Raw genomic sequence first — 22,969 nt, forward strand, 5'->3', positions numbered from 1 at the left:
GGGACAAAGGATGTAGGGCGATTCGCTAAATTTAAACGCTTGGCGTGGGAGCCCCGCCGATGACTATAAACACCGCGCCATCAGCCATTGCTCTTTCCCCCAAGCCTCAAAGCGCTCCAGCACCTCCCAACTCAGCTTGGCGTAATAGTCACGCTGGCTGTGGGTGTGCAAGAACAGGGTGATGATTCCAACCTCCCGCGCATGGCTGCAGATGCCTTCGATCAACTGCGCCGCAAGTCCTCTGCGTCGCGCATCGGGGGCGATGAACACACACGCCAGCCACGGGCCCAGCTCTGGCCGGTCAGGCAGGTCGTGGCTGGCCAGTGAGGCGCCACCGAGCAACTGGTCGTACTCCATGGCGATCAGGCATTTCCAGCGGCCATCGTGCTGCCCCGCAGCGAACTCCTGCTGCCAACTGGCGAGGGATTGCTGGGCAAACTCATAGCTGAATTCCTGATGGAGCCACTCGGCCATCTGGTCGCATTTATCCATGTGGTTAGCGAGCCAATCCATTTGTGGCATTTGAAACACTCCTTGTTCATTTGGCCTGGCGGGAGGGGTTGGGTCAGTTTTACAGCCATTGTGGATGCAGAGGGTCAGCAGGTTGAAGATCTATTTGTTTGATGGGCCGCTATCGCGAGCAAGCTCGCTCCCACAGGGGAATTTTGGTGAAGTCGGGATAGTGGCGAGGGAGCTTGCTCCCGCTCGGCTGCGCAGCAGTCGTAAACCTACCCGGTCACCGCGTTGAATGGTTTTTGGGGCTGCTGCGCAGCGCAGCGGGAGCAAGCCCCCTCGCCACAGGGTTAGTGTTTTTCACATGTCCCAGGGTGTCTTGCGCGGATAAATGCGCAAATAGATGCCTACCCGCGCTCATTCTCAAGAAATACCCGCCAGCAACCCCTCAACCTATCGTAATCTCGCACCTGTATAAGCCCAGCCCCGCAACCGGCCGAGATCTCACCCCGATGCCCTCCATCTACCAACTCAAGCCTGCCTTCCAAAACCTGCTGCGCCCCCTGGTTCAACGCCTTTACAACAACGGCGTCACCGCCAACCAGGTCACGGTGCTCGCAGGCATCGTTTCAGTCCTGGTCGGTGCGCTGATCGCGTGGTTCGCCAGCCATCCGTGGATCTTCGTCCTGGTGCCGATCTGGATGTTCCTGCGCATGGCGTTGAATGCGGTGGATGGCATGTTGGCGCGGGAGTTTGGTCAGCAATCGCATCTGGGCGCCTACCTCAATGAGCTATGCGATATCATCGCCGACGCTGCCCTGATCCTGCCTTTTGCCCTGATTCCCGATGCCAGTCTGTTGCTCGTGTTGTTGGTCACGCTGTTGGCGTTGTTCAGCGAATACGCCGGCGTCCTGGGGGCGATGGTCGGGGCTTCGCGGCGCTATGACGGGCCGATGGGCAAGAGTGATCGCGCCTTTGTGTTGGGCGTGTTGGCGACCGGTATTGCCCTGGGTTGGCTCGGGGCGCTGTGGGTTGATGGTGTGATGGCGGTGGTTGCCGCCCTGCTGGTTTATACCCTGGTCAATCGGGTCCGTCATGGCCTGAGCCAGGTGACGGAAAACGCTCCCTCAGCATAAGGAAGTTGCAATGCGCGAAGCCCAAGATTTGACGTTTACCACCCACGATGGCGTGGAGTTATTCTACCGGCACTGGCCGGCTGTCGATGCGGCGGCGGGCGAGCCCCGTCAGGCCGTGTTGTTGTTTCACCGTGGGCATGAGCACTCCGGGCGCATTGCGCATCTGGTGGATGAGCTGGATTTGCCCGGCTTCGACTTCTTTGCCTGGGATGCACGCGGCCATGGCCAGTCGCCGGGCGCACGCGGCGACAGCCCGAGCTTTGCCACCAGTGCGCGGGATGTGCAGACCTTCTGCGATCACATCGGCACGGCGCACCAGATCGACGAAGCGAACATCGCCGTGGTCGCACAAAGTGTCGGCGCGGTGATCGTGTCCACCTGGGTCCACGACTACGCGCCGCGCATTCGCTCGCTGGTGCTGGCGTCGCCGGCGTTCAAGGTCAAGCTCTACGTGCCGTTCGCCCGTCCGGGCCTGGCGCTGATGCGCAAGTTCCGCGGCAATTTTTTCGTCAACAGCTACGTCAAGGCGAAATTCCTCAGCCATGACCCGGAGCGCGTGGCGTCCTACGACAGCGATCCGCTGATCACCAAGGCCATTTCGGTGAACGTGCTGCTGGGCCTGTACGAAGCCGCCGACCGCGTGGTGGCCGATGCCCAGGCGATCCAGGTGCCGACGCAGTTGTTGATCTCCGGCTCGGACTTTGTCGTGCACCGCAAACCCCAGGAGCAGTTCTTCGAGCGCCTGGGCAGCCTGCACAAGGAAAAACACATCCTGCCAGGGTTCTTCCACGACACCCTCGGCGAGAAGAACCGTGCGCCAGCCGTTGCCAGTGCCCGTCGCTTCATCCTGCAAAACTTCGCCCGTCCGCTGGACCGCCCTTCCCTGCTGGACGCCGATCGTCTGGGCGCAACCTGCGCCGAAGCTGAAACCCTGGCCACGCCGCTGCCGCACAACTCGTTGCGCGACCTTTACTGGCGCATGACCCGCGCCAGCATGCGCTTTGGCAGCAAACTGTCGGCCGGGGTGAAATTGGGCTTCGACACCGGGTTCGACTCCGGCAGTACCCTGGATTACGTCTACCGCAACCGCCCCACCGGCACCTCGGCACTGGGCAAGATGATTGACCAGAACTACCTGAACTCCATCGGCTGGCGCGGCATTCGTCAGCGCAAGCTGAACGTCGAGGAGCTGCTGCGCCTGGCGATGGCCGAGTTGCGCGCCCAAGACCGCGAAGTGCGCATCGTCGACATCGCCGCCGGTCATGGCCGCTACATTCTCGAAGCGCTGCAAGGCGTCAGTCCGTTGCCCGAATCGATCCTGCTGCGCGACTACAGCGACATCAACGTGCGCGACGGCAGTGCGCTGATCGTTGAAAAAGGCTTGGGCGACATCGCTCGGTTCGTCAAAGGTGATGCCTTCGACCGCCAGGATCTGGCGGCCCTGGAGCCAAAACCCACCCTCGCCGTGGTGTCGGGCCTGTACGAGCTGTTTGCCGACAACCAACTGGTCGGCGGCTCCCTCGCGGGCCTGGCCGAAGCCGTGGAGCCTGGCGGTTTCCTGGTCTACACCGGTCAGCCGTGGCACCCGCAACTGGAATTGATCGCCCGCGCCCTCACCAGTCACCGCGCCGGGCAAGCCTGGGTGATGCGTCGACGTACCCAGGCGGAGATGGATCAATTGGTCGAGGCAGCGGGCTTTCGCAAGATCACCCTGCGTGTCGATGAATGGGGCATTTTCAGCGTTTCGCTGGCGCAGCGAGTGCAGTAATGAGCGCCGTCATCGCTCCGGCCCGCGAACCCGCACTGCTGAAACCGGCAGTGCTGTGGCTGCTGTTGTTGGCGCCGCTGTTCTTCAGCACCTACGGCTTCGCCACCTGGGTCACCTCCCAGCGTGACGACGTCGGCACGCTGGTGTTCGCCTGGGAAAGCCACATGCCGTTCATGGCCTGGACCATCGTGCCGTACTGGTCGATCGACCTGCTGTACGGCCTGTCCCTGCTGTTGCCCACCAGCCGTGACGAACTCAAGCGCCATGCCTTGCGCCTGCTCACGGCCCAGGTGATTGCGGTCAGTTGTTTCCTGCTCTGGCCGCTGCGCTTCACCTTCCCCCGGCCGGAAATGGATGGGGTGTTCGGTTGGTTGTTCGACGTGCTCGCGGGTTTTGACAAGCCGTTCAACCAGGCACCGTCGCTGCACATCGCGCTGCTGGTAGTGCTGTGGGTGTGTTATCAGCGGCATCTGCAAGGCTTCTGGCGCTGGCTGATGCACGGTTGGTTTGCGCTGATTGGTGTGTCGGTGCTGACCACGTATCAACATCACTTCATTGACCTGCCCACGGGCGCATTGGCCGGTTGGCTGTGTGTCTGGTTGTGGCCGTTGGATCGGCCGAGTCCGCTGCTGACTGCGCGTCTGGCGGCCGATCCTGCCCGTCGGCGCTTGGCCTTGCGTTATGGCGTGGGCGCGGCGGTGCTGTTCGTCCCGGCGTTTGCCTTGGGCGGCGCGTGGCTCTGGCTGATCTGGCCGGCGGTCGCGATGCTCATGGTGGCGCTGAACTACTTGGTGTTCGGTGCCGATGGTTTCCAGAAGCGTGCCGATGGCCGCTTGAGCCCGGCGGTGCGTTGGTTGTTGGCGCCGTACCTGGCGGCGGCCTGGGTCAATTCCCGCTGCTGGACGCGCCAGCATCCGCAGCCGGATCAGGTGGCGGACAACGTCTGGCTGGGGCGAATCCCCACGCCGATGGAGTTGAAGGACAGCGCGTTTACCGGCGTGCTCGACCTCTGCGCGGAGCTGTCCCTGGACAGCACGGGCGTCGCCTATCGTGCCTTGCCAGTGCTCGACCTGACGGCACCGACCAGCGAGCAATGCCTGGAAGCCGCAGAGGCCATCGAAAGCCTGCGTCAGCACGGGCCGGTGCTGGTCTGCTGCGCCTTGGGTTATTCGCGCAGCGCCACGGCGGTGGTCGCCTGGTTGTTGCACAGTGGACGGGCGGCAAGTGTTGACGCGGCGATCGTGCAAATCCAGCGAGTTCGCCCGCAGATTGTTTTGCACGAGGCGCACCGTCGGGCGTTGGAGCCGTTATCCAGAAGCCGGGAGAATGTCCATGATCACTGATATGGAGCTGCACACCGTGGCGAGCCTGTTGCGCCGGGGTCATTCGCTGGACCAGTTGTCCACCGGGCTGACGCTGCTGGCGACGCTGGTGGGGTTGGGGCAATGGCTGGTGGGGGTCATCGATCCGTGGTTGCTGCTGTTGAGTGCGGCGCTACTGGTGCTCGGTGTGCTGGAAAAGTACTGGGCGTTGCGCGTGGCGTTTGACGCCGATCTGTTCCAGCGCATGGCGGACAGTACCCAATCCCTGGCCGAACGCACCTATACCTTGGATCAGGCCCTCACCTCGCTGGGCCTGCAACCCGCCGAACGCGCCGGCCGTCTCTGGACCGAACGCCGGCACGGTGCGTTGTTGCTGCTGCGTCGGCAGTCGCGATTATTGGCCATACAAGTCGTCTTGGTGCTGGGCTTCATCCTGGCCAGTCCCTGGCTGGCTTCAGGTCTGTAGATAGTTTTTTGTGGCGAGGGGGTTTGCTCCCGCTGGGCTGCGAAGCAGCCCCAAAACCAAGCACTGTGGTGTATCAGATAGATTGTGTTCAGCCTCTTGGGGGCTGCTGCGCAGCCCAGCGGGAGCAAGCTCCCTCGCCACAGTCAGGCTTATGTTTCTCAGGACAAGGAATCCTCATGTTCGAACCCGTGGTCGCCAACCTCATCACTTCAGCCGCCCGCATGGTCACGGGCGCTCGCAGCCTGTGGCTCGGTTGTGCGCCGACGCCGGTGCAGCGGGTCTACTTCGCCAACCACAGCAGCCACGGTGACTTCGTGTTGCTCTGGGCCTCGCTGCCGCCGGCGCTGCGCAAGCTCACCCGCCCGGTGGCGGGGGCCGACTATTGGCAAACCAGCCCGATGCGTCGCTACATCATCAACCGCGTGTTCAACGGTGTGCTGGTGGACCGCGAGCGCAAGGATCCTTCCTACAACCCCTTGCAGCCCATGCTCGAAGCCCTGGAGAACGGCGACTCGCTGATCATCTTCCCCGAAGGCACGCGCAACCCCGACGAAGGCCTGCTGCCGTTCAAGAGCGGGATCTACCACTTGATGAAGGCTCATCCCGAGGTCGAGGTGATCCCGGTGTGGATCGCCAACCTCAACCGCGTCATGCCCAAGGGGCGGGTATTGCCTCTGCCGCTGCTATGCACCACCAGTTTCGGTGCGCCGTTGTGCATCGAAGAAGGTGAAAGCAAAGAGCAATTTCTTGAACGCAGCCGCGCCGCGCTGCTGGCACTGGCCCCGGAGCACGTCTGACATGGATCGATATACCCTGATGTTGTTTGGCGGGATCGGCGCCATTCTGGTGCTGGCTTCGCTGGTTGGTTTCATTCTCAAGCTGCGGACCAAAGGCGCGCCGAACTCGGTCATCGACAACCTCAACGCCCGGATCAATGCCTGGTGGATCATGGTGCTGGTGATCGGCGTGGCGTTCTGGCTCGGCAACGCGGCGGTCATCCTGCTGTTCTACGCCGTGTCGTTCTACGCCCTGCGGGAATTCCTTACCCTGACCCCCACCCGGCGCAGTGATTACCCGGCCCTGGTGGCGGCGTTCTACCTGGCGCTGCCACTGCAATACCTGTTGATCTACTACGACTGGTACGGGCTGTTTTCGATCTTCATCCCGGTGTATGTGTTCCTGCTGCTGCCGATCCTGGCGTCCCTGGGCGGCGATAGCACGCACTTCCTCGAGCGCGCTTCGAAGGTCCAGTGGGGCTTGATGATCGCGGTGTTCTGCATCTCCTTCGTGCCCGCCCTGCTGACGTTGGACATCGCCGGTTTCGAAGGGCGCAACCTGTTGTTGATCGCATACCTGGTGATCGTGGTGCAGCTGTCGGATGTGTTGCAGTACGTCTGCGGCAAGCTGTTCGGCAAACACAAGATCGCGCCGAACCTGTCGCCGTCGAAAACCGTTGAGGGCTTTGTCGGCGGCATTTTCCTGGCCTCGCTGATCGGTGGCGCGCTGTGGTGGATCACGCCGTTCAACCCGTGGCAGTCGTTCCTCATCGCCTTGCTGATCAACCTGCTGGGCTTTGCCGGCGGCATCGTCATGTCGGCCATCAAGCGCGACCGCGGCGTCAAGGACTGGGGCCACATGATCGAAGGCCACGGCGGCATGCTTGATCGACTGGACTCGGTGTGCTTCGCCGCGCCGATCTTCTTCCACCTGGTGCGGTACTGGTGGACCTGAGGAAATCTGTGGCAAACATCTAAACCTGTGGGAGAGAGCTTGCTCGCGATAGCGCCAGGTCAGTCAACATCGATGTTGGCTGATCCATCGCCATCGCGAGCAAGCTCGCTCCCACAAGGGTTTCGGTATTTGGCCCATTGGCACACAGCTCTTGTGGCAAGGGGATTTATCCCCTCGCCACAAGAGCGGTTGGCAATCGATCAATCGAGGATCAGATGCGGCAAGAACCGGCTCGAATCCTTGGTGATCAGGCTGTTGTCTTCCCGCACACCAATGCCGGCCGCCTGGTCGCCGATGACCCAGGAACCGATCAGGGTGTAGCTGTCGTCAAACTTCGGCAGCGGCGCGAACTCCTGGAGAATGAACGGCGCGTCGGTGTAGGGGCCGTCCTCCCTGACGATCAAGCCATCAGCCGTCTGCAGCTCGATGTTGGCGCCTTCCCGGGAAAAGTACGGCTTGCGCACCCAGCCCTTGGGCACCGCTTTGCGGGTGTCTGTATCCAGGTGGGCCGCGAGCAGATTCGGGTGGCCTTTGTTGAATTCCCACAGCAGCGGCAGGATGCCTTTGTTCGAGATGATCGACTTCCAGGCCGGCTCGAAAAACTGCGTATCGCATTGGGCAATCGCCGCACCAAAGGGCTCGTGGAAGATGAACTCCCAGGCGTGCAGCTTGAACAGGTGCGGAATCCAGCGCTCTTGCAGGTCGACGAAACGCCCGTCGCTGTTGAGGCCGATGTCTTCAATATCGATGTGCCGCGATTCGATGCCGACTTTCTCCGCGATCAGCCGCAGGTAGTCCGTGGTGCCCTTGTCTTCCACCGAGCCTTTCATCGAGGCGAAATAGAACGGCTCCTTGAGCTGCAACTGGGCGAAGGCCTGGTGCAGCTTGGTGTCGATGCTGTTGAACTGGTCGGCATGGGCCGGCAGCGTACCGCGCTCGATGCATTGCTCCAGCCAACCCCACTGGAACGCCGCCGCTTCGTAGAGGCTGGTCGGCGTGTCGTAGTTGAGTTCCAACAGCTTGGCCGGGCCCGTGCCGTTGTAGGAGAAATCCATGCGCCCATACAGGTGCGGGTGGCCTTCGAGCCATGAAGTGCGCACCAGGTCGAAGAACGGCGCGGGAATGCTCAGGCGCTCCAGCAGTTCTTCGCTCTGGACCACGCGAGCCACGAGGTCCATGCACATCTCATGGATCTCGCTGGTCGGGTCTTCCAGGTCATACTCGATCTGCTTGAGGGTGAACTGGTAGTACGCGCTTTCGTCCCAATAGGGTTCGCCGTCGATGGTGTGGAACAGAAAGCCGAGCTGCTCGGCGGTCTGTTTCCAGTCAGGACGTTCTGCGCAATGGATCTTCTTCATGGCGCTGGTTCCTCAACCGCCGGAGCTGCTCGAACCGCCCCAACCGCTGCGGGCACTGGACTGGCTGCCGAAGCCACCGCGAGACGTGGACGACGCGACAGACATCGCCTTGCTGCTCTTGACGGAGTCGGTGTAGCTGCCATACCGCGCCTGGTTGGACTTGGTAAAGGTCGAGCCACTGGACACCCGCTGGCTGAGCGTCGAGGACCCGAAGTTGCCGCGATCATCGCGGTAGCGGTAGACCGGCTCGGAGTAATAGCTGCTGCGGTTGCCGCTCAACAGGTTGCCGATCAGCATGCCGGTCAGCAGGTTGCCGAAACCTGACCCTCCCACGTTCGCTTCCGAAGCCGGCAATTGGGCCCGGGCGGCGTCGACCTCGGACTGCGTGACTTCGCCATCGGCGCTCAACTCGAAACCGCCCAGCTTGGGAATGAACTGGCCGGCCGAGTCCTGCTGGCACCAATCGGGAACGAAGTCGGCATCGCAATCGGCCTGGCTGGCGTACGTCGGCGCAATGCGACGATGCTCAGACATGGCGGTCATGTAGGCGTTGGCACAAATGTCCACCGGCAGCTTTTCATCGACACATTGCTGGACAGACTGGAAGTTGTACTTCTTCTGCAACTTGTAGGTTTTTTCCGTTGGCCCGCAACCGGATATCGCCAGGGCGACCGATGCGGCCAGCGAAAGCTGAACGTACTTGCTTCGTTTCATCGGAATCTCCGTGGCGCAATCAGTTCGTGGAAGGCGTCATGCACGCGGCGTTCAACATGCCGACGCTGATGGCCACGGCGGCGATGTAGATACCGGCGGCGATTTCACCGTTCTTGATGCGCGCGGAGGCGCCCTTGAGCACCAGGCTGGTCACCAGGAACGCCAACAACTGAACGACAGCGGCGATCACCGCCCAGACGACGAAATCCAGCAGGCTGATCGAGTAGGCGATCACGTTGCTGGCCGGGATGGCGAAACCAATGAGGGCACCGCTCAGGGCGATCGCCGCAGCCACGTTGCCCGAACGGATCAGTTCGAACTCCTTGTGCGGCGTGACATGGATGTAGATGAACTGAAACAGCGCGAACAGCACGGCCGCGCCGAGAATGTACAGGACGAAACCGAATACGGCGGCCTTGTTCAGGGAAATGGAGAGCGCTTCAAGCATGGACTTCTTCCTTATTCAAAGAGTGTTCAGGTCAGTGGTGTACAGCGAAATACCCAGCGAAGTGCTCAGGCTGACGGTGCCTTCGGCGTCCTCTTCGACGGAGAACAACAGGAACTCCCGGCGATCCGTCAGGCCGGTGTCGCGGGCGTACAACATCGAGCGGTGCTCGACGCTATAGGACTCATCCGGATTGCTCACGCGCTCGCTCAACGTCACCAGTTCTGTCTGGCCCGCCTCGGTGCCCCATTCGCGGGCGTACTCGACACCGTCGTGGGTGTAGGTCGGCAGGCCGATCAGGCTTTCAGGGCCGGCCAGGCGACGCAACTCCGCTTCACTGTTGATCGTGACGTAGCTGAGGTAGTTGAACAGGATCACCGACTCGACCTGCCCGGCGATGTCGCCGCTGGTGTGCACTTGCAGCCAGTAGTCTTCGTCGTTCATGTAGCAGCGCGACAGCCAGTTCGACTGCCCAAGGTCGACGATGCCCAGGCTCCAGATCTGTTGGGAGCCCGGGATGACCACGCTGCTGTTGCCGTCGAGCAGCAACTTGAGCGTGGTATCGAACATGACCTGCTTGCCGGAGGCCAGGCCCAGCGGCCCGGTGATAGGCGAGTTATTGCGGGCTGCCGGGTTCGCGTTCGGGGCCTCAAGCCCCATCAACTGTTTAAACCACCCCATGGGAAATTTCCTTCAGACGCGTGGAGGCGATGTAGAAGAGTTCTCCGCCCACGACACGCGTGGCGCCGGGCGGGTTGATCGCTGGGTGTCGGGCGCCCTGGGCGCGGTAGCCGATCAGCGTAGCGTTGTGCTGCTCTTTCATTCGGATGTAGAGCTCGCCGAACGTCGCCTCAAACGCCTCGGGCAACTTCATCAGGTACTGGGTGGCGCCTTCGCCGACGCACAGCAATTCATTGATGACCACTGACGAGCCCGGATCCTGGGAGGCCCGCACCAGCATTTCGATGGCCATGCTGGAGGTGCATTCCAGGCTCGGCGCATAGGCGCTGGCGAGGGCGGCGGTTTCGCTGTCATTGAAGTGGGCGACCACGTGCCCGACCGGCCCCAATTGATTGATCGCCAGCACGGTGGCCAGGGTCAGGTCGTCGGAGTGGGTGCGCACCAGCACGCGTTCGGCACCCGGCACGCCGGCACGCTGCAACAGCGCGACGGAGGACAGGCTGTCGCCCTTGATGAAGGACGTCTTGCCGGGCATGGGGTTTTCTTCGAGATCGCAATCACAGATGACGATCAGGTTGTCATTGGAGGTTTCGTCCTGCAGCAGCAGTTCGATGACCCGTTCGCTGGAGGCGCCCTCCCAACCGATGAGCACTGTGTGGCCGACCTGGCCGGTGAAATCGCCTTTGCCCTTCATGCCTTTTCTCCATACATCGATGACGCTGCTGGTGGTTTTGCCGATGACCGTCGTCAACAGGGCAATGCCCCCGAGCATGATCCAGGTCGCCACGAAAATTCGCCCGGCGGATGTCTGTGGCAACAGATCGCCATAGCCGACGGTGAGCGTGGTGGTGAGATAGAAGTAGATAAACGTGGCGGCGGCGATGAGGTGTTGCTCGCCCAGCAGCACCAGGCCGATCCAGGCCGTGGACAGGTGCACGCCCAACGCAATGGCCAGGCCCGCCCAGCCAAACCGATGGAAGAAGGACGACGCATACGTGCGCAACAGAAGGAAAATCGACATTTCGTCCCTGACTCCGTGGGGCTTCGTTCCTGGCGGGATCATCGCTCTGGCATCTGAGGGCTTGAGCGTAGTGGCCGGACAGCATTAAACCTGTTGCGGCGCTTGGATAAAAGTACCTGCACCACAATTAAATCCGTGGCGTGCCGGACATTATTGTGGCGAGGGAGCTTGCTCCCGCTGGACGGCGCAGCAGGCCCCATTTTGGAGCCGCTTCGCGCCTCAGCGGGAGCAAGCTCCCTCGCCACGGTTTTTGTGCTCGACCGGCCTTGATTGATCAGGCCGAACCGATCACTCAGCCGATTTTTTCTTCAGGCGTTCCAGAATCGCATTGGCGCTGCCTTCGTTCGGCGTGATGCCGGCATCGCGCAGCTTGCGCTCCAGGTCGGAGCCGGTCGAAGCCTCGGCCAGTTCGTCCTGGGCTTGCAGCTCAGCGGCGCGTTGCTGTTGCTTGGCTTGCAGGCGATTGAGCGTACCGACGGCGGTTTCCAGCTTGCCATTGGCGCCGCCACTGGCGATCGAAGCGCTGACCTGGGCCTTCTGCACGCTTTCGCGGGCCTTGGCCATGTCCACTTGCTGACGCAGGCTCTTGATGCGGCTCTCGGCCTTGGTGATGTCTTTGCGCATGTTGTCCGCGTAGCCGCCGAATTCGGTCGCGTGCTTTTGCTCGGCGTCCAGTTCGGTGGTCAGGGTCGAAATGGCTTCGGCCACTTCCAGTGCCAGGTCTTCGCGGTTGGCCTGGATCGCGGCCAGGGCCTTGGCTTCCAGGTCCTTGATCTTGGCGTTGTATTCGCCAACACGATCGGTTGCCAGCTTGTGCTTGGCCATGATGGTGACCAGCTCACGCTTGGCATTGGCCAGCGCGCTGTCGGCATCGCGGATTTCCTGGTCGAGGATGCGCAGGGCCTGTTGGTCGACGATCGATTCGCCGACTTCGCTGGCACCGCCACGCAGTGCGGTGAACAACTTGCTCCAGATGGACTGAGTCATTGGATGGTTCCTATTCGGCGAATTAGATGAAGAAGCGTTCGAACGCTTCGCTGGCGCGCTGGACGTTGTCGACGAGGGTTTTGACCTCGGTGACGACGTTGGTCAGGCTGGAGTCGGAGCTCAGCGCGCCGAACATGTTGTAGACGACCTGTCCGTTGGGCATGGTCTCGATGCCGATGGACGACAGCGGGAACATTTCCCGGCTGCGCAGCACGGCGTCGTTGAATGCCGCCACGTCGCTGATCGACTCGACGTCCACCAGGACGGTATCGACGATGATCTGGTCGCCAACCACGGCGATGTAGATCGGCAAGCCACCGAAGTCATTCATTTCCAGCTTGATGCTGGACTCGGAGCCTTGGACGAGGGAGAGGGTGATGTCGTTCGCGACCACTTCGTCCAGGGCCTGAAGGGCGCTGTAGAGGCGATCGATGTTCCAGTTATTACCTGCGCTCATGTAATTCTCCGACATGAATGAGCCAGCCAGAATCGGTTGGCGTAGCTGTTTCTCCATCTGCTTGAGCAGGCTTCGGTTTTCGGGAAGCACCCAAGTTTCATGTTTCACATACCCGGCGGCACTCAGGCCGGCGCGCATCTGCTTCATGTAGAAGCTCGATGGTTTTTTCGCGGCGGGTTTGGAGCGCTCTCCCTTGCTGCTCGTTGAATCGCCATCAGGCCCGCCTGGCGAATCCGATGGAGAGCTGGTTTGCATGGTACTGACCCCACTGTGAAAAACTCACGCGTGAGAAACACTACAGGTAACTTCTAAAGCCCACAATAGCTCACGCGTGAGATTTTTATCAGACTCACTCAGCAGGGCCGATTCGTCTGAAAACAGCAAAACCAGCAAACCAAAGGTTGCCGAGAAGGAAGAGCAATTGCTAACGTAACGCCAAACGTCATTACAGGTATTACCCCATGGCTTCCATCAACATCCGCATTGACGATGACCTTAAGCAGCGGTCATTTGCCGAGCTGGAAAAGCTCGGTGTCACGCCTTCCGAATTGCTACGCCAGACACTTCAATACGTGGCGGAGCGAGGCAAATTGCCTTTCAAGACAGCATTAATCAGCGAGGAAGATGAAGCGCTCATTGCAGTGGTTACGGAACGCCTCGCCAACCCTCAACGAGTAAAGGTCAGCCTGGATGACCTATAGCCTTGAATTTGATCGACGTGCATTGAAGGAATGGAACAAGCTAGGCGAAACACTGCGACAGCAATTCAAAAAGAAGCTCATCGAGATTCTTGAGAACCCCCGCGTCGAAGCCAACCGACTCCGACAACTCCCCGACTGCTACAAGTTGAAACTGCGCAACGCCGGGTATCGGTTGATCTATCAGGTTATTGATCAAGAAGTCGTGGTGTTCGTCGTTGCGATAGGAAAACGCGAGCGCGAAGCGGTTTATCAGGATGCGCAGGAGCGCATCTCGTCCGGCTGAAATTTTTTGCTACGCGCATTGCTTACTGAATTGTCCAACAGCCGTTGGACAATTCGCCCTCACGGATAGCTAAAATTCTTGACCAACGTCAACTCGCCCACCGCCCGCATCGGCACGACGAAGGTTTCCATCTTCTCGTTCGGCGTGCCTTCCTCCGTGATCACGGTGACCTGCGCAGTGGTCAGGGCTTGTTGCGCTTGCTCTCCACCGCCCTCACCTTCTTCGCCGTCCTCCTCACTGCGATAACCGCCGCCGTAGTAGTTCACATACACCAGGTACTGGCCTTTGATCGGCGCGGGCATGGCGAAGATTTCCGGGCCGTAGCCGGTGGTGACGTCGACGTCGAGGGCGGCGCCGTTGGCGACGGCGCGGTCGCCGTACCAGATGTGGGCGCCATCGGGGGTAACGAGGTGCAGGTCCAGATCGGTGCCATCGCTGTCCCAGGTCAGCAACACCCGCAGCTTGGCCGGCGTGGCGCCGCCGCTGGTGTTGAGAAACTGCGTGCGATGGCGCTGTTGACCATCGGCGCTGCGCACTTCCACGCTGTTGCTGCCGTTGGGGAACGAGAACGGCCGGTCGAAACGACCTTCCTCATCCAGCTTCAGCGGCAGGCTGACACCGTTGACGATCAACTGGCCCGGCGCGTTACTGTCCTTGGGCGCGCTTTTGATCTGGCCGGTGATGCGGGCGGTGTTGGCCTGGCCCGGGGGCGTGTTGACCGACGAGGCCGGGTAGTTGACGGTCTGGCTGAAGCTTTCGCCTTCACCGCCCGGCGCCCCGCTGCGCCAGCCGCCGACAGGGGTGTCGAGCTTGATGGAGTCGGCGGCCATGGCCGGTGGCAACGCGGTCAGGGCGCAGAGCAACAGCAAGACCTGTGGATAACGGAGTGTCATGGTCTATTCCAGCAAGAGGTGACGGGCGAGCCCTTCGATATAGGTTTCGTCCTGGCCGTTGGGGTGAGCTTCGAAGGCCAGGTGCAAATATTCATGCGTCAGGTCGAGACGGTCTTGCAGCGACAGCACGCCGCGCACATAGATGCGCTGGCGCTCGCGGTCGACATAAGGCCGGCCGAAGGCGACGCGGCAGACGGCGAAAGCGCTGATTTCGTTGTAGCCCACTTCCCCCTCCAGCCGCTCACGCCAGCCCCGGCGCTGCTTCAGCAGCCAGTCCTGGGCGGCGGGCAGCGCCTCGCAGGACGCCACCGGGTTGTCCCAGCGACTGAGGCTGGCACGCGGGTAGGCGTGCAGCAGGATGGCGTCGTAGCGTTGGCCGGCGTTGGCTTGCTCCACCGCTTGTGCCCAGGACAGTTTGTCCGGGCCGGGCTGGTCGGAGTGGTAGGTGACATCGGTGCCGGCCAGGACCAGGTCGCTGGTCCAGGCGGCAATGGCGCGGGTTTCGGACGCCGCCGGGCGGGGTGCGACGCGCTGGCGATGGCTGCTGTCGTCGATGCTCAGGCAATCACCGTTGCGCTGGGCGTTTTGCAGCAGGTAGGTGCGGATCGCCACGGCCAGGGCCTTCGCGGCTTCGGCGGGTTCGGCCTTGGCTTCGCGCTGCAGGACCCGGGCGACGTATTCCTCCCGGTCCAGGCGCGCCACCAGCTTGCCGGGCATCAGGAACAGCTCGCCGTCGCTGTGGATATCCAGTTGATTGCCGTTGGTGAACTCGACGCGGTAATCACCGCGCAGTTGACCCGGCGTGGCAGGCCGATCGCCGGCCATCACCCGCTGCAAGGGATAGCGGGCAAACAGGCCGACTTCCACACAACGCCCGGTTTCCGCCGGCCAGCGGGATGGCAACGCCGTCGCCAAACCTTCGCCGTAGACCTTCAGGACCTGCTGGCTGGTGCCGCGCCCACCGGCCCATACCGGGGTGCCGTCGGCCAGCCAACCGGCGAAACCGCCCTGCCGGGAGGAAGGCCCCTGGTCACCCAGCCAGCTCCAGGTCTTGACCCGCAGGCGACTGCCCAACTCGCCAACCAGCCGCCCGTCCGCCGCGCCGAGCACCACATCCAGCAGCACCCGCCGGGCCTGGTCCTGGGCCGGCAGCAGGGCCAGGGCCTTGAGCAGTTCCGCGACCGGCACCTGCGTCTGGGGTTGCAAGGACGGCAGGCCCAATAACCAGGCCGGCGCCTGGCGGGCCTGCCAGTAATCACGCCAGTTAGCGGCCGACAGCCCGAGCCGCTTTGGCTCGAAATACAAGCCACAGGATTTCACCAGCGCCTGGTCGCGACCGATGCTCTGCCCAGCGTTGCAGCAATAGACTTCTTCCTTCGACTCGCCGCGGCACTCATAGACCGGCTCGCGTGCGTCGGTGTCCACCAGCCAGGCGTAGACAAACAACTTCCACAGGCTGCCCAGTGGCGCCTGCAAGGAAGCGGGCAGCGGCTGGCGATCCAGCACCTGCGTCTGGCTCACGCGCAGCAATTGGCCGTCGAAGGCCAGGCGCAACGGCTCGTCCTGCGCCGTTGCCAGCGCAGGAATCAAGCACAACCACCACCCAACCCACCGCCTGCGCATGTCAGTTGACCGTGACCTGACCAAGCGCCGGTTTCTGTTCGCGAGCCTGATTCTGTGGCGCGTAGACCTGGGTGAAGCGCACCGGTGGCAAGGTGAACTGGCCCTTCTGGGAGAAACGCACCAAGTGCCGCAGGCGCAGCTCGCCACTGAGGGCGTCCACCGGTACCGCATACGCCATCTGGCCGGGCTCGAAGCGGGCCTTTTCCAGGGACGTCGGTTCGCTGTCGGCCTTGCCCATCAACTGGATGCCCCAGGTGGTGCGCTCCACATCGGCGCCCGGCGGCAGCGGCACTTCGAGCATGCCGTAGCGCAATGGCGTCGAGGCCTTGCTGTTGATGATCACTTCATCCAGGTAGAGGCTGTCGCTGGACAATGGTTTGTTGCCCACGGCTTCGAGCTTGAAGGTGTAGGCCTCGTCGCCCGGCACCAGACGCGACAGGCGTCGGGTGATCGACACCGCCATTGGCGCCACTGGCGGTTGCTGGCTCTGGAAGCTCAGTGCCGCTTGCAGCGGACGCTCTTGTGCACCGGTCAACGTCAGCGTCGTTGGAAGCTGCGCACCCTGCCATTGCCAGTAGGTTTCACCGGTCGCACCCTGCTTGGCGGCCCAGCCTTCGCCCGGCGCCAGGGCCACGGCCGGCGCCGCCTGTTCGATGCTGCGCTGCAACCAGGTCAGGGCCAGGGCCCGTTCCAGGGTGGACTGCTGCGGCAGGACGCGCTCCAGCAAGGCCGTGGCGCGAGCCTGATCGAAGTTTTGCAGCGACAGCAACAAGGCTTCAACGAACGGCTGCGGGCTGAGTTCCAGTTGCTGTTGCGCCGCATCGGCTTGACGGCTGAAGGCCGCCGGCAACGGTACCTTGGCCTGTTTCGCCAGGGACGCGGTCAGGACACGGGCGCTGGCCAGGCCAAGGGCCGAATCCGGCGCATACATGACCAGGCTGTCTTCGCCGCCGTCCAGCACGCTCTCGGTGCTGTCTTCACTGGCTTTCGCCAGGTCATCCATCAGGCCGCTGAGCAAGGTGTTCACCGGCAATTGCATCTGCTTGGCGAACGACAGGATCAACGCACGTTGCAGCAGCGGCGTATCACCGGCCTGCTTGGCGTAGACCTCCAGCACCCGCTGCCAGTGTTCCGGCGGCAAGCTCAGATCCAGGGCCTTGCTGGCGTGCCAGTCGGCGTAATAGGCATAGGCGGTGAGGAAGGCATCCGGCTCACCGTCCTGGCCCCACCAGGTGAAGCTCGCCGACGGGCCGGCCATTTGCACCAGGCGCAAGCGGCTGTTTTGCATGATCAAGCGCAAGCGGTCGCGGATCTGCGGGTTCGACGCCAGGGTCGGATACGCGATGCTCAATGGCAACAGGCGACTGGCGGTCTGCTCGACGCCGCCGTAGGGGTAGCTCAGCAGGTCGTCCAGGGCCGAACGGAACAGCGCTTGCGGGCTGTCATCCAGGCGCAGGCGGATGTCGCTGGCGTCGGCCGGCAGGGTCAGCGGGGTGTCGCCGCTGGCCACGTCAAGGCGCTGGCTCTGGGTGACTTGCCAACCGTTGCCGCTGGCGTTCAAGTGCATGGCCAGGGCGTCCTGGGTTTCGCCGTTCAACTGCAACAGCACGCTCAAGTCGCCACTGCTCAGTTCCATGGTCGGCAGCGGTACGTAGTTGATGCCGTTTTTCAGCTCCGCCGCCACACGTTGTTCAGCGCCGGCGTAACGGATCAGCAGTTCGGCCTTCAGTGGTTTTTCCGATTGGCTGAAAGCGAACAGACCCAGTTGCGGCTTGTCGCCCGTGCGGAAGCGGGTCGGGCCGCTCCACTTCAGGTACAGCGGTTTTTCCGAGGCGATGAACTGCTTCTTCTGCCCCACTTGGCCGTCGTCGGCAATGGCCTTGGCGGTGATGCGCCAGCGGGTCAGGGAGTCGGGCATCTTGAAGGTAAAGCGGGCCTTGCCATTGGCGTCGGTGACCAGCTCCGGTTGCCAGGCGGCGGTGTCGACGTCTTCACGCCGCGGCCGCTCCAGCACCTTCACGCCACGCTCGCTGCGGTTGGCCTTGCCCGGCGCGCCGGGGCTGCCTGGCAGCGCCACGTCGTAACTGATGAACGACAGGCTGGCACTGGTGCGCACGTTGTTGCGACGCGGGTGATAGAAGAACTGGTCGATGGTCGGCGCCACTTCCGGTTGCAGGGCATAGACCATTTCGTCCACCACACTCACCGTCAGGTGCGCCGGGATCGCCTTGCCCGCGAACTGGGTGCTCAGGTCCACGGTCACCGTGTCGCCCGGACGGTAAGTGGCTTTATCCGTAACGACGGCAACGTCGATCTGCGGCGTGACCACCTTGATGCCAGCGTTCTGGAAGCTGTACTGGCCGCCCTTGGTGTACAGCACCGAGAAGGTCAGGTTAGGTGCAAAGCTATCCTTCACGGCAATGCGTGCACGGTATTGGGTGTCGCTGAGTTTTTCCATCTTCAGCCAGTCGCCACCCTTGGACAGCAGCGCCGTGGCCTCGACCTTGTCTCGCTCCAGCGACAGCAGCGCATCGCTGACCGGTTCGGGGAAGGTGATCAGCGCCAGCGCTTCGTCACCGGTCTTGTATTCAGGCTTGTCGAAGACGATCTCGACCGTGCCCGGCACGGCCTTGATGCCTTCGCCGGTCACCGCATGGGCGGCGGCGCCGATGACTCGGCCGTGGTCGTCCTTGAGCGTCAGGTTGTAGGTGCCCGGGCGGTCGAAGGTCAGGCTGAAGCCCTTGTCCTTGGCCGCCAGCTTGCCTTCGCCAGTGCTCTGGTCCTCCAGGCGCACCCAGGCGTAGCTGCCCGGCGTCACGGCCTTGGCTTGCTCGTTGCCGCCTTCGTTGGCGTAGCTGAACGACACCTTCTGGCCAACGGCGCTGAACCGCTGGGGAGCGCTCAGGCGGAAATTCGCCGCGCCACGGTCGATGAGGATTTCCTTGGTGGTCTTGACCCGATACGCCGCGCCATCGCTGGCGAACACAGTGAGGGTGTAGCGGCTCGGCTTGTCGGCGGCCGGCAGGTCGAGGATCGCGTTACCCTTGGCATCGGTGGTCACTTCGCTGCTGGTCAGTTCCACCGGGAATTGCCCCAGGTATTGCAGTTCGTTATCCACCATCGACAGTTGCTGGGCGCGCAGGCTCAGGCTCACCTTGGCATTCACCACCGGCTTGCCGTCCGGGTAGAGCAACACGAGGCTGCCCTTGACCGGCTCGCCGGTACGGTAGTCCTGCTTGGCCAGGTTCAGGGCGATCTCGAAGTGCGGCTTGATGTATTCGGCCACGCGGAAGGCGCTGCTGTAGAGCTGGTCCTTGTAGCTGAAGCGCAATTCATAGCCGCCGGCCACGGCGTTTTCCGGCAGTTGGAAACGGCCTTGGGTGCCGGCCTTGGAATCCAGCTTCAGGGCCAGGGTTTGCAGCGCGGTGCCAGTGGCGTCCAGCACGCTGACATTGACGTCGGCGGCAGTCGGTTGCACCGAGTCACGGGCGTTCTTGAACTCTCGGCCAACGATTTTCAGCGACACCCAATCCCCCGGCCGGTACAGCGGCCGGTCGGTGAAGGCATAGAGCTTGGTGTCGTAGATTTCGCTGTCGTAGTAGAAGTTTTCCGAGACGAATACCCCGCCCTCCTCGTCTTCACCGATGACGAACGAACGCTCCGGGCTGACGTGCTTGAGGCGCAGCAGGCCGTCTTCATCGGTGGCACCGCTGCTCATCACGCCCAGGCCATCGGTCCACAGCACGTTGACCTTGGGCACCGAACGCCCTTCATGCTTGCGTGCGGCCCAGACCAGCAATTCATCGCCGGCAATCTTGCTCACGGCCACGGTGTTGGAGACGAAGACCATGGTGGTTGCGCGGTATTTGCCGATCAGCGCTTCCACCAGGTACAGGCCTGGCTTCAACTGGCCCAGCGGCACATAGACGTTGCCCGGGGCGACGCTGACGAACTCACTGGACGAGCCGGCCAGGTTGACGCCTGCAGGCGGCTGGATCGGCTTGGCTTGCCAAAGTGGATAACGGAACTGGCTGACCACCGGCAAGCCCGGGATCAAGGCGAATTGCGCCGGAGCGTCATACGGGGTCGGCGCGACCAGGGCGTTGCCGACCTTCAGTTCCGGCACTTCTTCGGTGACTTGCTGGCGGGACTCGTAGGAGAACGCCCGCTGCATCACCCGACGGGATTTGCGGTACCAGTTGTCCCACAGGTACGCGAGGGTGTTCGACAGGCCTTCGCCCTTGAACTGGCCGTCGCTGACCACGCGGTGCAGGTTCTTCTGGCGCTTGAGGAAGTCCAGCGGCTTGTCGATGCGATAGACGCGAATATCCGCGCCGCCATAGGGCTCCATGCGGAACCGGCGGTAATCGCGGCCCGGCGCTTCGAGGCGAACCATGGCCTGCTCGTCGCTGGCAAAACTGCTGTCGGCCAGCAGGAAGAAGCTTTCACCGGCCACCGGCGTGTAGCCGCTGGGCTCCACCGTGTCTTCGGCATTCACGACAGGTGCCAGCAACAGGGCAAACAGCAGGGGCAATTTTGAACACAAGCGCAGCATGCGGGCACCGGTCATTGGGAGAGAAAGTTGAGTCGATAGACGCCGATGAAGTTGGGGTTGGCTGCGTCGGGTATCCATCGGGTGTCCTTCCAGTTCATGAGTTGTTGCAGGCTTGCGGAGCGCATGCCGTTGTCGGTAGGGGTTGTGGTGCCGGTGTGATAGGCGATGTAGCGGCCCATCCAGATCATCAGGTGCTGGTCGTCGCCCTGATCGAAGAACATCAGGTCGCCAGGCCGGGCCTGGGCGACATCGCGGCCCACCAGGCGACTGTTGAACTGGATCAGCTTGATGGCGTTGACGTAGGGCCCGACCTTGCCGCCGCCCTGCTGCCATTGCTGGGCGAGGCGTCGTTGCGCATCGCTGAGCGGCAGTTCCGGCGGCAGGTAGCGATTGGACAGGCCGTTGCTGCGCAGCCATTTTTCATCGTGGACCTTGAGCGCTTCATTGGCGGCGAAACGCACCAGCCCGGCGCAGTCCTGCTGGTACCAGCGCGGGCTCGGGCCTCTGCTCAGTTGTTCCTGGGCAATGCGCACGAACCAGGCGCGAAAGACCTGGGATTGCTGCACGTCCAGCGCCGGCGCCTCGACGGCAAGCGCAGGCCCGCCAAGCAGCAACGCCAGCAGCAGCGTCAACGCAGGATTGCGGATCAGTGCTGTCACAGCGCTTTCCATTCCAGCGGCAGCCACTGCCAGTGACCGTCCGGCTCGCTGCCTTCAGGCAAGGTCAGGGCGTATTTGCCGTAGCCGCCGAGGGTGCGCAGTTTCGGGATCAGGTAGGTTTGCGCGGCGTTGTAGAACACCGGTTCCATGTCCTGGGGCAAGCTGTCGAGGGTTTCGCGCTGCATCAGTTGCGCCATGGAATCCGGGCCGAAGTAGACCGGCATCAGCAGGTCCTTGGGCACCACATCGGCCATGGGCGGGAAGCGTTTGTCGAGGGTGCCGAGGGCCTTGTCCACCAATTTGTCATCGAGGGAGAACAGCAATGTGGAACCGTGGCGTGCCAGGCTGACCCGCAGGAACGCCTTGCCGGTAATCGCCTCGGGCTGCTCCGCTTCCTTGGCCAGGTAAGGGCCGAAATTGGAGCTGACCTGACGCAGCCACTGGTGAGTCGAGCCTTGTTGTTTCTCGACGACCGGGAATGCATGTTCGGCGACGTTGTTTTCATAAGCGCCAACCATCGAACCGAACAGATTGCCCAGGTCGGCATCGAGCTTGCCGTCGTCTTCATTCAGGCTTGCCACCAACAGCGGCGTGTACAGGCGCGAATCAGCGTACCAGCAAAGGCCTGCGGCGCCGGCCACATGGTCGACCATGGCCTGGGCGGCTTTTTCGTCGGCGCCGAGTTTGACCAGCAACGGTTTCTGTTGCTCGGCGGCGAGGGGCAAGGCCACACAGGCACTGGCACCCATGGGCATGGCTTGCCAGATCGGCTTGAAGTCGAAGTCCGGCTGGTTTTCCAGTTCGTCCATGGCCAGGAAGCTGTGCCAGCCCTTGTCGTCCATGTCGAAACGCAAACCGGCGAAGTTCGGGATGAAACGCTGGTACCCCATGGCGAGCACGCTGGCGTTGACCGAGATGCGTTGCTTGACCTCCGGCGCCTTGGGCGGCAGGCCGAAGGCTTCGGGGAACAGCTTTTCCCCGGCCAGCAGCGCCTCAAGGGATTGGGTCGAGACCATGCCACGTTCGTCGGTAGGGCCATTGCCTTTGTCGTAGAGCTTGGTCGGGTTGGACAGCACGACCAGTTTGTCGCCGTGGGAGGCGAAGACCAGGGATTTGCTGGCGTTATAGCTGAGCTGATACAGCGCGACTTCGTCGCCGCCCACCTTCAGGTCGCCGAGCTTGCTCAATTGGGTGTCATCCAATGCGACTTTCGCCAGCGGTTCCAGCATCTTCGCCAGGCCGCCGCGATCCATCACCAACAGGAAATCCTTGAGGCGACCGTCCGCACCACGCCACAGCGCGACATCGGCCGGCTGGTCGAACAGCGCTTCGATCAGGCTGTCCTGCAGCTTGAGGTCATGCTCGTAGATGATCCGGCGCAGGCTGCCGATCAGCCCGAGGCGGTCGGCATGGGCCTCGTAATAGAAGACGAAGTCCTCGGTGAGCGTGTCCTTGAGAAACGGCACCGCCAACAGGTCCTTGGGCAACTGGCTCAGGGAATGGGCCTCGAGCAAGCCGTCGGGACGGCTCAGGCCGAGTTTTTCCAACGCCAGCTCCATGGGCGGCGCCTTGGGCTTGGTCATGAACCAGCCCAGTCCGGCGGCGACACCGGCCACCAGGCACAGCCCGATCAGTATCGCCGGCCAGCGGCGCACAGGTTTGGCGACAGGTGTCGGCGTGGTCGGGGAAGCAGTGTTGTCGCTCATATTCACAAGG

Annotated in this window: 21 protein-coding genes; 8 read left to right on the forward strand and 13 right to left on the reverse strand. The window is 62.4% G+C overall.

The window, feature by feature from the left end; translation table 11 throughout:
- Window positions 1-63: 63 nt before the first annotated feature.
- Window positions 64-522: a GNAT family N-acetyltransferase gene (locus tag AC515T_RS25615; protein ID WP_496530494.1), complete on the reverse strand. Its 459-nt coding sequence runs from the start codon at window positions 520-522 to the stop codon at window positions 64-66.
- Between the two features lie 443 nt (window positions 523-965).
- On the opposite strand from AC515T_RS25615, the gene AC515T_RS25620 reads away from it, so the two are divergent.
- The 6 genes from AC515T_RS25620 (at window position 966) to AC515T_RS25645 (ending at window position 6,876) form a co-directional block, all read left to right on the forward strand.
- Window positions 966-1,589 carry a CDP-alcohol phosphatidyltransferase family protein gene (locus AC515T_RS25620; RefSeq protein ID WP_496530495.1) on the forward strand — a complete coding sequence of 208 codons (624 nt, stop codon included), beginning with the start codon at window positions 966-968 and terminating at the stop codon, window positions 1,587-1,589.
- Window positions 1,590-1,599: 10 nt separating this feature from the next.
- Entirely contained in the window at window positions 1,600-3,357 is a 1,758-nt protein-coding gene (locus tag AC515T_RS25625; RefSeq protein WP_496530496.1) for a bifunctional alpha/beta hydrolase/class I SAM-dependent methyltransferase, read from the forward strand.
- Entirely contained in the window at window positions 3,357-4,700 is a 1,344-nt protein-coding gene (locus tag AC515T_RS25630) for a phosphatase PAP2/dual specificity phosphatase family protein (RefSeq protein WP_496530497.1), read from the forward strand. The genes AC515T_RS25625 and AC515T_RS25630 overlap by 1 nt, the downstream gene beginning before the upstream one ends.
- Window positions 4,690-5,145, forward strand: coding sequence for a hypothetical protein (locus AC515T_RS25635; RefSeq protein WP_496530498.1), 456 nt, complete (start codon window positions 4,690-4,692; stop codon window positions 5,143-5,145). Before AC515T_RS25630 ends, AC515T_RS25635 begins: the two co-directional genes overlap by 11 nt.
- 176 nt (window positions 5,146-5,321) lie before the next feature.
- Complete coding sequence (locus AC515T_RS25640) at window positions 5,322-5,942, forward strand: lysophospholipid acyltransferase family protein (protein WP_496530499.1); 621 nt, start codon at window positions 5,322-5,324, stop codon at window positions 5,940-5,942.
- A 1-nt stretch (window position 5,943) separates the two neighbouring features.
- A complete protein-coding gene (locus AC515T_RS25645) occupies window positions 5,944-6,876 on the forward strand; it encodes a phosphatidate cytidylyltransferase (RefSeq protein WP_122566195.1) in 933 nt (310 codons plus the stop codon).
- Between the two features lie 200 nt (window positions 6,877-7,076).
- Here AC515T_RS25645 and AC515T_RS25650 read toward each other — a convergent pair whose 3' ends face one another.
- The 7 genes from AC515T_RS25650 to AC515T_RS25680 form a co-directional block, all read right to left on the reverse strand.
- The gene (locus AC515T_RS25650) at window positions 7,077-8,234 is read right to left on the reverse strand and encodes a glutathionylspermidine synthase family protein (protein WP_496530500.1); all 1,158 of its coding nucleotides are present in this window, start codon (window positions 8,232-8,234) and stop codon (window positions 7,077-7,079) included.
- A gap of 12 nt (window positions 8,235-8,246) precedes the next feature.
- Complete coding sequence (locus AC515T_RS25655; protein ID WP_496530501.1) at window positions 8,247-8,948, reverse strand: DUF1190 domain-containing protein; 702 nt, start codon at window positions 8,946-8,948, stop codon at window positions 8,247-8,249.
- A 19-nt stretch (window positions 8,949-8,967) separates the two neighbouring features.
- Window positions 8,968-9,396, reverse strand: coding sequence for a DUF350 domain-containing protein (locus AC515T_RS25660; protein ID WP_003205981.1), 429 nt, complete (start codon window positions 9,394-9,396; stop codon window positions 8,968-8,970).
- A 15-nt stretch (window positions 9,397-9,411) separates the two neighbouring features.
- A complete protein-coding gene (locus AC515T_RS25665) occupies window positions 9,412-10,074 on the reverse strand; it encodes a DUF2491 family protein (protein ID WP_496530502.1) in 663 nt (220 codons plus the stop codon).
- Window positions 10,061-11,095, reverse strand: coding sequence for an ion channel (locus AC515T_RS25670; protein ID WP_496530503.1), 1,035 nt, complete (start codon window positions 11,093-11,095; stop codon window positions 10,061-10,063). Before AC515T_RS25670 ends, AC515T_RS25665 begins: the two co-directional genes overlap by 14 nt.
- 288 nt (window positions 11,096-11,383) lie before the next feature.
- Entirely contained in the window at window positions 11,384-12,082 is a 699-nt protein-coding gene (locus tag AC515T_RS25675) for a PspA/IM30 family protein (RefSeq protein ID WP_122566190.1), read from the reverse strand.
- 22 nt (window positions 12,083-12,104) lie between these two features.
- Entirely contained in the window at window positions 12,105-12,686 is a 582-nt protein-coding gene (locus AC515T_RS25680; protein WP_092258175.1) for a YjfI family protein, read from the reverse strand.
- A 314-nt stretch (window positions 12,687-13,000) separates the two neighbouring features.
- Between AC515T_RS25680 and AC515T_RS25685 the strand changes: the two genes are divergently transcribed.
- Together AC515T_RS25685 and AC515T_RS25690 are read left to right on the forward strand one after the other, a co-directional pair.
- Window positions 13,001-13,240 (forward strand): type II toxin-antitoxin system RelB/DinJ family antitoxin, encoded by a 240-nt coding sequence (locus tag AC515T_RS25685; RefSeq protein ID WP_496530504.1) that lies wholly within the window; start codon window positions 13,001-13,003, stop codon window positions 13,238-13,240.
- On the forward strand, window positions 13,230-13,523 hold the full coding sequence (locus AC515T_RS25690) for a type II toxin-antitoxin system RelE family toxin (protein WP_496530505.1): 294 nt from the start codon (window positions 13,230-13,232) through the stop codon (window positions 13,521-13,523). The genes AC515T_RS25685 and AC515T_RS25690 overlap by 11 nt, the downstream gene beginning before the upstream one ends.
- A 59-nt stretch (window positions 13,524-13,582) precedes the next feature.
- Here the strand turns inward: AC515T_RS25690 and AC515T_RS25695 are convergent, their stop codons facing one another.
- Genes AC515T_RS25695 through AC515T_RS25715 form a run of 5 tightly spaced genes read right to left on the reverse strand, consistent with a single transcriptional unit; the run spans window position 13,583 to window position 22,959 of the window.
- Window positions 13,583-14,416, reverse strand: coding sequence for a YfaP family protein (locus AC515T_RS25695; protein WP_496530506.1), 834 nt, complete (start codon window positions 14,414-14,416; stop codon window positions 13,583-13,585).
- 3 nt (window positions 14,417-14,419) lie between these two features.
- Complete coding sequence (locus tag AC515T_RS25700) at window positions 14,420-16,039, reverse strand: DUF2300 domain-containing protein (protein ID WP_496530507.1); 1,620 nt, start codon at window positions 16,037-16,039, stop codon at window positions 14,420-14,422.
- Window position 16,040: 1 nt separating this feature from the next.
- Window positions 16,041-20,609 carry an alpha-2-macroglobulin family protein gene (locus AC515T_RS25705; protein ID WP_496533195.1) on the reverse strand — a complete coding sequence of 1,523 codons (4,569 nt, stop codon included), beginning with the start codon at window positions 20,607-20,609 and terminating at the stop codon, window positions 16,041-16,043.
- On the reverse strand, window positions 20,606-21,265 hold the full coding sequence (locus tag AC515T_RS25710) for a DUF1175 domain-containing protein (RefSeq protein ID WP_060740429.1): 660 nt from the start codon (window positions 21,263-21,265) through the stop codon (window positions 20,606-20,608). The genes AC515T_RS25705 and AC515T_RS25710 overlap by 4 nt, the downstream gene beginning before the upstream one ends.
- Window positions 21,250-22,959 carry a DUF2138 domain-containing protein gene (locus AC515T_RS25715; protein WP_496530508.1) on the reverse strand — a complete coding sequence of 570 codons (1,710 nt, stop codon included), beginning with the start codon at window positions 22,957-22,959 and terminating at the stop codon, window positions 21,250-21,252. The genes AC515T_RS25710 and AC515T_RS25715 overlap by 16 nt, the downstream gene beginning before the upstream one ends.
- Between the last annotated feature and the right edge of the window lie 10 nt (window positions 22,960-22,969).

It is taken from the genome of Pseudomonas sp. FSO-7, from assembly GCF_059579345.1.

Bases quoted from the DNA above. Each gene is read 5' to 3' on its own strand.
- AC515T_RS25615 (WP_496530494.1), bottom strand. From the start codon at position 522: ATGCCACAAATGGATTGGCTCGCTAACCACATGGATAAATGCGACCAG.
- AC515T_RS25620 (WP_496530495.1), top strand. From the start codon at position 966: ATGCCCTCCATCTACCAACTCAAGCCTGCCTTCCAAAACCTGCTGCGC.
- AC515T_RS25625 (WP_496530496.1), top strand. From the start codon at position 1,600: ATGCGCGAAGCCCAAGATTTGACGTTTACCACCCACGATGGCGTGGAG.
- AC515T_RS25630 (WP_496530497.1), top strand. From the start codon at position 3,357: ATGAGCGCCGTCATCGCTCCGGCCCGCGAACCCGCACTGCTGAAACCG.
- AC515T_RS25635 (WP_496530498.1), top strand. From the start codon at position 4,690: ATGATCACTGATATGGAGCTGCACACCGTGGCGAGCCTGTTGCGCCGG.
- AC515T_RS25640 (WP_496530499.1), top strand. From the start codon at position 5,322: ATGTTCGAACCCGTGGTCGCCAACCTCATCACTTCAGCCGCCCGCATG.
- AC515T_RS25645 (WP_122566195.1), top strand. From the start codon at position 5,944: ATGGATCGATATACCCTGATGTTGTTTGGCGGGATCGGCGCCATTCTG.
- AC515T_RS25650 (WP_496530500.1), bottom strand. From the start codon at position 8,234: ATGAAGAAGATCCATTGCGCAGAACGTCCTGACTGGAAACAGACCGCC.
- AC515T_RS25655 (WP_496530501.1), bottom strand. From the start codon at position 8,948: ATGAAACGAAGCAAGTACGTTCAGCTTTCGCTGGCCGCATCGGTCGCC.
- AC515T_RS25660 (WP_003205981.1), bottom strand. From the start codon at position 9,396: ATGCTTGAAGCGCTCTCCATTTCCCTGAACAAGGCCGCCGTATTCGGT.
- AC515T_RS25665 (WP_496530502.1), bottom strand. From the start codon at position 10,074: ATGGGGTGGTTTAAACAGTTGATGGGGCTTGAGGCCCCGAACGCGAAC.
- AC515T_RS25670 (WP_496530503.1), bottom strand. From the start codon at position 11,095: ATGTCGATTTTCCTTCTGTTGCGCACGTATGCGTCGTCCTTCTTCCAT.
- AC515T_RS25675 (WP_122566190.1), bottom strand. From the start codon at position 12,082: ATGACTCAGTCCATCTGGAGCAAGTTGTTCACCGCACTGCGTGGCGGT.
- AC515T_RS25680 (WP_092258175.1), bottom strand. From the start codon at position 12,686: ATGAAGCAGATGCGCGCCGGCCTGAGTGCCGCCGGGTATGTGAAACAT.
- AC515T_RS25685 (WP_496530504.1), top strand. From the start codon at position 13,001: ATGGCTTCCATCAACATCCGCATTGACGATGACCTTAAGCAGCGGTCA.
- AC515T_RS25690 (WP_496530505.1), top strand. From the start codon at position 13,230: ATGACCTATAGCCTTGAATTTGATCGACGTGCATTGAAGGAATGGAAC.
- AC515T_RS25695 (WP_496530506.1), bottom strand. From the start codon at position 14,416: ATGACACTCCGTTATCCACAGGTCTTGCTGTTGCTCTGCGCCCTGACC.
- AC515T_RS25700 (WP_496530507.1), bottom strand. From the start codon at position 16,039: ATGCGCAGGCGGTGGGTTGGGTGGTGGTTGTGCTTGATTCCTGCGCTG.
- AC515T_RS25705 (WP_496533195.1), bottom strand. From the start codon at position 20,609: ATGACCGGTGCCCGCATGCTGCGCTTGTGTTCAAAATTGCCCCTGCTG.
- AC515T_RS25710 (WP_060740429.1), bottom strand. From the start codon at position 21,265: ATGGAAAGCGCTGTGACAGCACTGATCCGCAATCCTGCGTTGACGCTG.
- AC515T_RS25715 (WP_496530508.1), bottom strand. From the start codon at position 22,959: ATGAGCGACAACACTGCTTCCCCGACCACGCCGACACCTGTCGCCAAA.